This is a genomic window from Pseudomonas sp. ANT_H12B (assembly GCF_008369325.1).
GTDB lineage: Bacteria > Pseudomonadota > Gammaproteobacteria > Pseudomonadales > Pseudomonadaceae > Aquipseudomonas.
In genome coordinates this window covers 441621-453556 of sequence record NZ_VOBI01000002.1, presented here as the reverse complement: position 1 = coordinate 453556, position 11936 = coordinate 441621, and the positions used below count along the sequence as shown (strand labels likewise).

The 11936-nt window shown below is 58.9% G+C and carries 6 protein-coding genes and 1 tRNA gene; 5 read left to right on the top strand and 2 right to left on the bottom strand.

Annotated elements, in window-relative coordinates:
* Window positions 1-52 precede the first annotated feature (52 nt).
* The 5 genes from dnaG (at window position 53) to FQ185_RS04935 (ending at window position 8636) form a co-directional block, all read left to right on the top strand.
* A complete protein-coding gene (gene dnaG, locus FQ185_RS04955; protein ID WP_149416522.1) occupies window positions 53-2032 on the top strand; it encodes a DNA primase in 1980 nt (659 codons plus the stop codon).
* A gap of 67 nt (window positions 2033-2099) precedes the next feature.
* A complete protein-coding gene (rpoD, locus tag FQ185_RS04950) occupies window positions 2100-3950 on the top strand; it encodes an RNA polymerase sigma factor RpoD (RefSeq protein ID WP_149416521.1) in 1851 nt (616 codons plus the stop codon).
* A 122-nt stretch (window positions 3951-4072) separates the two neighbouring features.
* Complete coding sequence (locus FQ185_RS04945; RefSeq protein WP_149416520.1) at window positions 4073-7819, top strand: bifunctional diguanylate cyclase/phosphodiesterase; 3747 nt, start codon at window positions 4073-4075, stop codon at window positions 7817-7819.
* Between the two features lie 15 nt (window positions 7820-7834).
* Window positions 7835-7911, top strand: a tRNA-Ile gene (locus FQ185_RS04940).
* 398 nt (window positions 7912-8309) lie between these two features.
* On the top strand, window positions 8310-8636 hold the full coding sequence (locus tag FQ185_RS04935) for a DUF3077 domain-containing protein (RefSeq protein ID WP_256730363.1): 327 nt from the start codon (window positions 8310-8312) through the stop codon (window positions 8634-8636).
* 79 nt (window positions 8637-8715) lie between these two features.
* Here the strand turns inward: FQ185_RS04935 and FQ185_RS04930 are convergent, their stop codons facing one another.
* Window positions 8716-9396 (bottom strand): peptidase M41, encoded by a 681-nt coding sequence (locus FQ185_RS04930; RefSeq protein WP_149416566.1) that lies wholly within the window; start codon window positions 9394-9396, stop codon window positions 8716-8718.
* Window positions 9397-9536: 140 nt separating this feature from the next.
* The gene (locus FQ185_RS04925; RefSeq protein ID WP_149416518.1) at window positions 9537-11891 is read right to left on the bottom strand and encodes a glucose/quinate/shikimate family membrane-bound PQQ-dependent dehydrogenase; all 2355 of its coding nucleotides are present in this window, start codon (window positions 11889-11891) and stop codon (window positions 9537-9539) included.
* Between the last annotated feature and the right edge of the window lie 45 nt (window positions 11892-11936).

Genomic DNA, 11936 nt, shown 5'->3' with positions numbered 1-11936 from the left:
GTTCGGCCGCCCTTCGTTTTAGGTCCATTTCAGCGCAGACGACGAGAACGCCATGGCCGGGCTAATTCCCCAGAGCTTCATTGACGACCTTCTGAACCGCACCGACATCGTCGATGTGGTCAGCTCGCGCCTGCAAATGAAAAAGGCTGGCAAGAACTACACCGCCTGCTGCCCGTTTCACAAAGAGAAAACCCCCTCCTTCAGTGTCAGTCCCGACAAGCAGTTCTATTACTGCTTCGGCTGTGGCGCTGGCGGTAACGCCCTCGGCTTCATGATGGACCACGACAACCTGGACTTCATCCAGGCTGTCGAAGAACTGGCCAAAGCCGCCGGCATGGAAATCCCCCGCGAGGAAAGCGGACGGCCGCACAAACCCCGGCAGCCGACCGATTCGCCGCTGTACCCGCTGCTCACCGCCGCCGCCGACTTTTACCGCCAGGCACTGAAAAGCCATCCATCGCGCAAAGCCGCCGTGGATTACTTGAAAGGTCGCGGCCTGACAGGCGAAATCGCCCGGGACTTCGGCCTCGGCTTTGCTCCACCCGGCTGGGACAATCTGTTCAAGCACTTGAGCAGCGACACCCTGCAACAAAAAGCCATGGTCGATGCCGGCCTGCTGATCGAAAACGCCGAAACCGGCAAACGCTATGATCGTTTTCGCGACCGAGTGATGTTCCCGATCCGCGACAGTCGCGGGCGCATCATCGCTTTCGGCGGCCGGGTACTGGGCGACGACAAACCGAAATACCTGAACTCACCGGAAACCCCGGTATTCCATAAAGGCCAGGAACTCTACGGCCTTTATGAAGCGCGCAAGAACAACCGCAACCTCGACGAAATCATCGTCGTCGAAGGCTACATGGACGTCATCGCCCTCGCCCAGCAAGGCCTGCGCAACGCCGTCGCCACGCTAGGAACGGCCACCAGCGAAGAGCACTTGAAGCGACTGTTTCGCGTCGTGCCCAACGTGCTGTTCTGCTTCGATGGCGATCAGGCTGGCCGTAACGCCGCGTGGCGAGCATTGGAGGCCACCCTGCCCTGCCTGCAAGACGGGCGTCGGGCGCGCTTCCTGTTCCTGCCCGAGGGCGAAGATCCGGATACGCTGGTCCGCTCCGAAGGCACCGATGCTTTCCGCGCGCGAATCAACCAGCACGCCCAACCTTTGGCGGATTACTTCTTTCAACAGCTGACCGAAGAATCGGACCCACGCTCGCTCGAAGGCAAGGCCCACATGGCCACCCTCGCCGCGCCGTTGATCGATAAAGTCCCTGGCGCGAACCTGCGCATCCTGATGCGTCAGCGCCTGACCGAAATTACCGGGCTTAGCGGCGAAGCCGTGAGCCAGCTGGCGCAAAGCGCTCCCCAGGAAGCGCCACCGGCGTATAACCCCAGTATCGATTACGACGCCATGCCGGATTACAGCGACTACCATCAGCCGCAGGCACAAGAGATGTACGTGCCGCAGCAGGAATGGACGCCGAAGAAACCCGGCGCCGGCGGCAAGAAGTGGGACAAAAAGCCCTGGGACAAGAACGGCAAACGCGGCGGGGATCGCGATCAACAGAGCGCCCCGCGCACACCGATTGCAGTGGAAGCCCCAACTTTAATCGCGCTTCGCACTCTCATTCATCATCCCGAGCTGGCCGGCAAGGTAGAAACCGCCAATCACTTCGCCAATGAGAGCAACACTTATGCGCAACTGCTGGTTGCCCTTGTCGAGGCCGTGCAAAAAAATCCTAAGCTAAACTCAATTCAGTTGATGGCCCGCTGGCACGGTACTGAACAGGGACGCCTTCTCAAAGCATTAGCGGAAAAGGAATGGCTGATTAAAGGCGACAACCTTGAACAACAGTTTTTAGACACCATTAATAGGTTATCAGCAGGTCAACACACGGATAGCCTGGAAGCACTTATCAGAAAAGCACGGCAGCCAGGACTGACCGCGGAGGAAGCAATTCAGATAGCAAATCAGATGCGCGACCTATTAAAACGCAATATGGCTGTATCAAACCCGACCTCAACTGGCGCGTGAGGTCATAGCTCAGGTATAATCCTCGGCTTGTTTTTTGCCCGCCAAGACCTTCAGTGGATAGGGTGTTATGTCCGGAAAAGCGCAACAGCAGTCTCGTATCAAAGAGTTGATCACACTTGGTCGTGAGCAGGGTTACCTGACTTACGCGGAGGTCAACGACCACCTGCCGGAGGATATTTCAGATCCGGAACAGGTGGAAGACATCATCCGCATGATCAATGACATGGGGATCAACGTATTCGAGGTTGCGCCAGATAAGGATTCCCTTATGCTGGCCGACGCCGATACCGACGAAGCCGCGGCCGAAGAGGCAGCAGCAGCGTTGGCAGCGGTCGAGACCGACATTGGTCGCACCACCGACCCAGTGCGCATGTACATGCGTGAAATGGGTACGGTAGAGCTCCTCACACGTGAAGGCGAAATCGAAATCGCCAAACGTATTGAAGAGGGCATCCGCGAAGTGATGGGCGCAATTGCGCACTTCCCTGGCACGGTTGACCATATTCTCTCCGAGTACACTCGCGTCACCACCGAAGGTGGCCGCCTGTCCGACGTCCTGAGCGGTTATATCGACCCGGACGACGGCATTGCGCCGCCTGCTGCAGAAGCGCCACCGCCGACTGATCCGAAAGCCGTGAAAGCGGACGACGATACTGACGACGATGAAGCCGAAGCCAGCACCGATGACGAAGACGAAGTCGAAAGCGGTCCGGATCCGGTCATCGCAGCACAGCGTTTTGGCGCTGTCTCCGATCAGATGGAAGTCACCCGCAAGGCGCTGAAAAAGCACGGTCGTGGCAACAAGCTGGCAATTGCCGAGCTGGTGCTGCTGGCTGAGCTGTTCATGCCGATCAAACTGGTTCCGAAGCAATTCGAAGGCCTGGTCGAGCGTGTTCGCAGTGCCCTGGATCGTCTGCGTCAGCAAGAGCGCGCGATCATGCAACTGTGCGTTCGTGATGCTCGTATGCCGCGTGCCGACTTCCTGCGCCAGTTCCCGGGCAACGAAGTCGACGAAAGCTGGACCGATGCACTGGCCAAAGGCAAAAGCAAATACGCTGAAGCCATTGGTCGCCTGCAACCGGACATCATTCGTTGCCAGCAGAAGCTGACCGCGCTGCAAACCGAAACCGGTTTGACGATCGCCGAGATCAAGGACATCAACCGTCGCATGTCGATCGGTGAGGCCAAGGCCCGCCGCGCGAAGAAAGAGATGGTAGAAGCGAACTTGCGTCTGGTGATCTCCATCGCCAAGAAGTACACCAACCGTGGCCTGCAATTCCTTGATCTGATCCAGGAAGGCAACATTGGCTTGATGAAAGCGGTGGATAAGTTCGAATACCGCCGCGGCTACAAATTCTCGACTTATGCCACCTGGTGGATCCGTCAGGCGATCACTCGCTCGATCGCCGACCAGGCCCGCACCATCCGTATTCCGGTGCACATGATCGAGACGATCAACAAGCTCAACCGTATTTCCCGGCAGATGTTGCAGGAAATGGGTCGCGAACCGACCCCGGAAGAGCTGGGCGAACGCATGGAAATGCCTGAGGACAAGATCCGCAAGGTATTGAAGATCGCTAAAGAGCCGATCTCCATGGAAACCCCGATCGGTGATGACGAAGACTCCCACCTGGGTGACTTCATCGAAGACTCGACCATGCAGTCGCCAATCGATGTCGCCACCGTTGAGAGCCTTAAAGAAGCGACTCGCGAAGTTCTGTCCGGCCTCACTGCCCGTGAAGCCAAGGTTCTGCGCATGCGCTTCGGTATCGATATGAATACCGACCACACCCTCGAGGAGGTTGGTAAACAGTTCGACGTGACCCGTGAACGGATTCGTCAGATCGAAGCCAAGGCGCTGCGCAAGCTGCGCCACCCGACGAGAAGCGAGCATTTGCGCTCCTTCCTCGACGAGTGATCACAGAACCCCCGGCCCAGGCCGGGGGTTTTGCTTTCTACAGATAAAATCCCCCGCACTTCCCCCCCGCCGAATTGCCCGTCTACACTCGAAACATTCCCCCGAGCCATAACGAGACCGTTATGCCCAGAATGCCGACCGTGCTTTTTTTGCTGTCGCTACTGACCTGGACCGCAACGGCTGGCGCGCTGACTCTCACCGACGAAGAACGTAGCTGGCTGACGGCTCACCCGGACTTGCGCCTGGGTGTCGATGCGTCATGGCCACCCTTTGAGTTTCGTGACGATCAGGGCCGCTATCAGGGCCTTGCGGCGGACTATATCGACCTGATCCGCCAACGCCTGGCCATTAAGCTCACGCCTATCGAGCCGGTCAGCTGGACGGTTGTCCTGGAGCAGGTCAAACAAGGCAAGCTGGATCTGTTGCCGGGTATCATGTCGACCCCCGAACGCCAGGCTTACCTGTCATTCACCCGTCCCTACCTGGACTTTCCGATTGTCATCCTGGCCCATGTCGGCGGCCGCCAGCCGCGCAAACTCGAAGACCTGTACGGGCTGAAAATCGCCGTGGTGGAGAACTACGCCCCCCACGAACTGCTGCGCACTCAACATCCCGACCTGAATCTGGTGGCAATGCCCAACGTCAGCTCGGCATTGCAGGCGCTGGCGACCGATGAAGTGGATGCCGTGGTGGGTGATCTTGCCTCCAGTGTCTGGAGCCTGCGCCAACTCAAGCTCGACGGCCTCTATGTCAGCGGCGAGACACCCTATCGCTATCAACTGGCCATGGGTGTGCCCCGGGACAACAAAATCCTGGTAGGCATTCTCGACAAAGTCCTGGCGGACATGACTCCGGATGAAATCAACACCATTCAGGAGCACTGGGTCGGCAACGTCCTCGATCATCGGACTTTCTGGTCCGATCTGCTGGTTTACGGCCTGCCGGGTTTGCTGGTGCTGATCATCGTGCTGGCGGTCGTGATCCGGATCAACCGCCGACTGAGTTCGGAAATCGCTCGCCGGGTCGATCTGGAACAGGAGCTGCGCAGCAGCGAATACCACTACCGCGGGCTGGTGGAGAGTCTTTCGGCCATCGCCTGGGAAGCGCGGATCACCGATTTCACCTACAGCTATGTGTCGCCACATGCCGAAGACCTGCTCGGCTATCCGTTGTCCCATTGGCTGATTCCGGGCTTCTGGCGCAATATCATTCACCCCGCCGACCTGACCCGCGCCCAAACCTTTTGCGATCACGAAGTACTGGCCGGGCGCGATCACAGTCTCGATTACCGAGTGATCACCGCCGACGGCCGCTGCATTTGGGTGCGCGATATCGTCAGCCTGATCGAACACGGCCATGAGCCGGTGATGCGCGGGCTGATGATCGACATCAGTGACGCCAAGCGCACCGAAGAAGCCTTGCGCCTGTCGGAACAGAAATTCGCCTCGGTGTTCCAGCAATGCCCAGACATTCTGGTCATCGCACGACTCTCCGACGGCTGCCTGCTGGAGGTCAACGAAGCGTTCGAAGAACAGATCGGCCTCAAGGCCGAGGACGTCATCGGCCAGACCGCCACCGACCTGAACATCTGGGGCATAGCCGGCGTTGGGCCGGGCTTGTTGCAGCGGTTGCAGGCCGGCAGCATCCGCAACCTGGAGATGCCCTTTCGCCGTAACAATGGCCAGGTATTTACCGGCCTGATCTCCGCAGAACCGTTCGATCTCGATACGACCCCGGCACTGGTAGTGGTCGTGCGGGACATCAGCCAACTCAAGGAAACCCAACAGCAACTGCAAACCTCCGAAGAGAAATTCGCCAAGGCCTTCCATGCCTCCCCCGACGGCTTGCTGCTGTCCCGGCAAAGCGACGGTTTGCTGCTGGAGGTCAACGAAGGCTTCAGCCGCATTACCGGCTTCAACAGCGCGATGTCTGTGGATCGCTCGGCCCTGGAGCTGGGGATCTGGGTCAATCTCAACGAACGCAAACAGATGCTCGACCTGCTGCACCGGGACGGTTTCGTCCGCGACTTCAGTTGCCATATCCGCCGCAGCGATGGGCAGATCCGACTCTGCGAGGTGTCCAGCCGTCCGCTGCCGATTGGCGATGAAGATTGCATGTTGACGATCGCCCGGGACATTACCGAGCGGCACTTGATGCAGGAAAAACTGCAGCAGGCTGCCACCGTGTTCGAGAGTACCGCCGAGGGCGTGTTGATCACCGACATTCAACAACACATCAGCGCGGTCAACCGCGCGTTTACCGAAATCACCGGCTACAGCGAGAGCGAAGCACTGGGGCATACCCCTCGCCTGCTCGCCTCGGGCCTGCACGACAGCGCGTTCTATGCCGCGATGTGGCATCAGTTGACCGCCGAAGGTCACTGGCAAGGCGAGATTTCCAACCGACGCAAAAATGGCGAGCTCTACCCGAGCTGGCTGACCATCAGCGCGGTCCGCAACCGCGACAGGTTCATCACCCACTTTGTCGCCGTGTTTGCGGACATTTCCAGTCTCAAGCACGCCCAGGCCAAACTCGACTACCAGGCGCACCACGATCCGCTCACCGGCCTGCCGAACCGCACACTGTTCGAGAGCCGACTGCTCACCGCGCTCAACAACCAGCAGGAAAACGGTGGTCAGGGCGCAGTATTGTTCCTCGACCTGGACCGTTTCAAACACATCAACGATAGCCTCGGTCACCCGGTCGGCGACCTGCTGCTCAAGGGCATTGCCGTGCGTCTCAAGGAGCAACTGCGTGATATCGATACCGTGGCGCGCCTGGGTGGCGACGAATTCATCATCCTCCTGCCCGGCCTGCAACAAGCCAGCGACGCCGACAACATCGCGACCAAGCTGCTCAATTGCTTCGCAGCGCCGTTCCAGGCCGGCGTGCACGAGTTTTTCATCAGCGCCAGCATCGGCACCAGCCTTTATCCCAAGGACGGCTGTGACGTCGCCACACTGGTCAAGAACGCCGACGCGGCGATGTACCGCTCCAAGGCCAAGGGCCGCAATCGGGTCGAAAGCTATACCCGCGACCTCACCGCTCAGGCCAGCGAACGAGTGGCGCTTGAGCACGAACTGCGCCGCGCCATCGAGCGCAACGAGCTGCACCTCTACTACCAACCGAAGATCAGCCTCGATGACCATCGCCTGGTCGGCGCCGAAGCCCTCATTCGCTGGCGCCACCCGACCTTTGGCGATGTGCCACCGGAACACTTCATCCCGCTGGCCGAAGAAAACGGCATGATCCTGCAAATCGGTGACTGGGTACTCGAAACCGCCTGCCGGCAGATGTACGAATGGAACCAGGTCTACGAATGCCTCGGCCCGCTGTCGGTCAACCTCGCGGGCGCCCAACTGCGTCAGCCGAACCTGCTGGGCCGGATTGAACAACTGCTCAAAGACAACCGGCTCAGACCCGATTTCTTGCAACTGGAAATTACCGAAAACTTCATCATGAGCCAGGCAGAAGAAGCGCTCGCGGTACTGCATCAACTCAAACACCTGGGCGTACAACTGGCGATCGACGACTTCGGCACCGGCTACTCATCGCTGAGTTACCTCAAACGTCTGCCGCTGGACATTCTCAAGATCGACCAGTCTTTCGTCCGCGGCCTGCCGGATGATCCCCACGACGCGGCCATCGTTCGCGCGATCATTGCGCTCGGTCGCAGCATGCAATTCACCATCATTGCCGAGGGCGTCGAAACCCTCGCGCAACAACAATTCCTCGCTGCGGAAGGCTGTGAGCAGATCCAGGGCTACATCGTCAGCCTGCCCCTTCCCCCCAACGAATTTGCCGCGACGTTTCTTCGTACAGCCGTATTGGATTTTTCGGATAGCACAGCCGAGAAACCGTCGCTATAATCCGCGACCTACTGAGGGCCTATAGCTCAGTTGGTTAGAGCAGAGGACTCATAATCCTTTGGTCCACGGTTCAAGTCCGTGTGGGCCCACCAAACAAGAAAGCCGCGCAAATGCGCGGCTTTTGCGTATCTGACGTTTAATCTTGTTTGCTTGCAGTGTCGCAATATCGGATGACGCCCTAAGACCTTGTAGGCAAACTCCGAAACTTGCGCTTGGGCACTTTGCTGCCTGTTGGGCTTTTCTTCGACGGGATACTCTCCGGACGTCGCTGACCATTCAGCGATCGGGCTTGGAAACCCGTCGAACCGTAGCGCAACAGCACCCCATCACGACTGCAGACGTTTTATACGACTGCGAAACCTGTGTTATGGCGGCTGTGCGTGGGACGTCTTCGGGCGTGCCGGTTCCTTGGTTCCCGGTTTTCCAACCTGCGTACAGCCGTCACCCATTCGCTTGGAAACGAATGTGCCGGCTCCTTGAACCCAGGAGATTGAGCACGACCAAAACAAACCCGTCCGAACCTTCAGAACTGAAAACCATCGGCTTCACGCCGTTGATTTATTGCTCGAATCAAGCGCTGTTCAACGTCCGCGCGGGCGTCCCGATCAGCGATGCGCTGGCCCAGGCTTCCGATCTGCTGTTCCTCGCCAAAGCGCTCGCCGTGGATGCCGCCTACACAAAAGACACCGACCGCCACGCCTGGGCCGCGCACTATCTGACGGCAATGAGCAATGCGGTGATTGACGATGTGGTGAAGGTGCTGACACGAACTCCTGTTCAGACAAAACGGAAAGCCAACCAGCCGAACAACACATAACCACACCCGAGTTGAAGATTCCCAAAAAGGGACTTATCGCTCCCTTTTTGGGACCTGTCGAGCATGCAACGGTCAGTCGTTATTTTCTGTGCTGACCAGTATCACTGCAGTTGTCAGTCCGAACACTTAACGCCGGAATGGCCTGCACTGATCGCAGCTGTTCAAGCATTTCCCCCGTCAGCACCACCTCATACGTATCCGCCGCCCTACCCCATTGCTCCACGATGACCATGCCGTCTACCAGCGCTCCTGCCAATTCGGTAATCGTATCGGCCAATGCCTCCACGATTGTTTGAGTCCGCAACCACACGCGATCAGTAATTTCTTTGAGCTCAGCCGCTATGCGCTCAGACGACGCTGGATCCGTATCGGGGTAGGCGAGATTGCGCAGCAAATGCCGTATCTCCCTTATTTTTGCGTAGTCCTGTTCCGAACCGAGCTCTCCTTTGAGGATGGCTGCTGCTTTGGACTTATCGACGCGTTTCCTGGACGAATGTTTTGAAGGTAAGGTCTGCGCCATAGCGCCAGCAAAGAGGACCATCATCCTTTCTTCCAAATGCTCCTTCATCGCACCTATCGACGAAATGGATCGCGCCAAGGTAATGGAAGCCCCACCGTGATGCCTTAAGTCCATGGTCACTGTCAGGGTCACGCCGCCCGTAGCAAACCCCAAGGCCCGGGCCATTACGTAGTGCCCCATTTCGTGATGTGCAATCTGCAATGCATGGTCCCGTACAACGGGCGGCATCTTCTTCGTCATGTCCATTGCCTCGCTTCCCTCGATTGCGCATTCGACTACGAGTGACTGTTGCTGTCCATCTTGTCATCCCGCCGATGGCGTAGCGCTCAGCCAAAAAAGCCGCGCAATTGCGCGGCTTTTTCGTACCTGCGATTCAGCCTTTACTTAGGCAAGGCGTACGCAATCACGTAGTCCCCACGATCCGTCGACTGACGCGCACCGCCGACAGTCAGCAGGATGTACTGCTTGCCGGTCTTGGGCGAAACATAGGTCATTGGCCCGGACTGGCTGCCGACAGGCAAACGAGCCTTCCAGATCTCATTGCCGTTGCCGGTATCGAAAGCACGCAGGTAGAAATCCTGAGTGCCCGCGAAGAACAACAGGCCCGATTGTGTAGCCAGAGAGGCGCCGAGAGTCGGCATGCCGATCGGGATCGGCAGGTGCATGCGGATGCCCAGCGGCCCGGTGTCCTGCACGGTGCCGACGGGAACCTGCCACATCAGTTTGTGGGTCTTCAGATCGATGGCGGACATCGTGCCGAACGGCGGTTTCTGGCACGGAATGCCAGCCGCCGAGAGGAAGCGTTCGCGCATGGCACCGAACGGCGTGCCTTCTTGCGGCACGACGCCCATTTCGATACCGCTGGCTCCGGCGCCGATCTTGTCGCGCGGGATCATGTAGTTGGCCAGGCCCAGGCGCATGTCGTTGACGAACATATAGTGGGTGTTCGGATCTACCGAGACGCTGCCCCAGTTCATACCGCCCAGGGAGCCCGGGAATTGCAAGGCACGGTCCATGCCCGGCGGGGTGTAGACGCCTTCGTGGCGCATGCCTTTGAACTGGATGCGGCACATCAACTGGTCGAACGGCGTGGCACCCCACATGTCGGACTCGGTCAGGGTCTTATTGCCGATTGATGGCATGTCCACCGAGAACGGCTGGGTCGGCGAGTAGCGTTCGCCGGGCACATTCCCCTGCGGCACGGGACGCTCTTCGACGCGGGCGATCGGCACACCGGTTTCGCGGTTGAGCAGGAAGATCTCGCCCTGTTTGGTGACTTGCGCCAGGGCCGGCTGCATGCCGCCCTTGTCGTCCGGCACGTCGTACAGCAGCGGTTGTGCAGGCAGATCGAAGTCCCACAGATCGTGGTGAGTGGTCTGGAAGTGCCAGCGCACCTGGCCAGTCTTCACGTCGATGGCGACGATGGACGAGTTCCACTTGTCATCGAATTCGGTTCGCTGTCCGCCGAAGAAGTCCGGTGTGGCGTTGCCGGTTGGCAGGTACACCAGACCGAGTTTGGCGTCGTAGGACATGGCCGACCAGACGTTCGGTGTGCCACGGGTATAGGTCTCACCGGCCGGCGGACGTTTGGTGGTGTTCGGGTTTCCCGGATCCCACGCCCAGACCAGTTCACCGCTGCGCACGTCAAAGGCACGGACTACGCCTGGCGGCTCGCCGGTGGAATAGTTATCGGCGACGCGGCCGCCGACGATTACTACGTCTCCTGCGACCAGCGGGGTTGAAGTCTGCTGGTAATAACCGGGCTTCACTTCGCCCATGTCAGTTGTCAGGTCGACTGTCCCTTTGTTGCCAAACTCTTCACATGGCTTGCCGGTGTCGGCATTGATGGCGATCAGACGCGCATCGCCGGTCGGCAGAAACAGACGTTTCGTACAGGCAGTGGGCTGATTATCCGTGGGAGCCAGGGATTCGGAATAACCCAAACCCCGGCAGCGTTGCCAGTTTGGTGCAGTGCCTTGCGGGTCGAACTTCCAGCGTTGGACTCCGGTGTCGGCGTCCAGGGCAAAGACTTTTCCATACGCGGTGCAGGTGTAGACCGTGTCGCCGATTTGCAGCGGAGTGTTCTGGTCTTCAGCGCCGGCGCCTGTGCTTTCAGGAATGTCACTGGTGCGGAAAGTCCACGCCACCTGCAACTTGTCGATGTTGCCTTTGTTGATCTGATCCAGCGCGGCAAAGCGGTTGCCAGCGGTGGTATTGCCCCAATGGGCCCAGTCTTTCTGCTCGGTGCCCGGTGCGACCGGTGTTACCGCAGGTTCAGTGCTGGCCTTGACCACATGGGTCGGCACGAACATGTAGGCGAGGGTTGCGACGACACCGATGCCCAGAATGCCGGCCAGACCGTAAGCGCCACGGCCCGCAGTCGCGCCCGAAGCACGCACCAGGGTCGGATAGATCAGCGCGACAACCAGACCGATCACCGCGAATGTCAGCACGCGCGAGACCAGCGGCCAGTATTCCAAACCGGTGCCCCACACCGCCCAGATCGCGGTCAGGATCAACGCCAAACCATATAGCCACGCGCCCAGCGGTTTACAGCGGGCGATCATCAGCCCGCAGACCAACATCGCCAGGCCCATCAGCAGGAAATACCAGCTACCGCCGAGTGAGATCAGATAGCCGCCGCCACCCGCCAGGCCAAGCCCGATCAAAGCAATCAGGACACCCAGTCCCAACAGCAACCATTTACTGCCGCCGGCAGCCCCAGAATTATTCATGTCGAAATTTTCCCCATTTGTGACAAGCGCGGAATAATGTACCAC

What these genes read in the sequence shown, in the direction of transcription:
- dnaG (WP_149416522.1), top strand. Translation starts at nt 53, where the DNA reads ATGGCCGGGCTAATTCCCCAGAGCTTCATTGACGACCTTCTGAACCGC.
- rpoD (WP_149416521.1), top strand. Translation starts at nt 2,100, where the DNA reads ATGTCCGGAAAAGCGCAACAGCAGTCTCGTATCAAAGAGTTGATCACA.
- FQ185_RS04945 (WP_149416520.1), top strand. Translation starts at nt 4,073, where the DNA reads ATGCCCAGAATGCCGACCGTGCTTTTTTTGCTGTCGCTACTGACCTGG.
- FQ185_RS04930 (WP_149416566.1), bottom strand. Translation starts at nt 9,396, where the DNA reads ATGACGAAGAAGATGCCGCCCGTTGTACGGGACCATGCATTGCAGATT.
- FQ185_RS04925 (WP_149416518.1), bottom strand. Translation starts at nt 11,891, where the DNA reads ATGAATAATTCTGGGGCTGCCGGCGGCAGTAAATGGTTGCTGTTGGGA.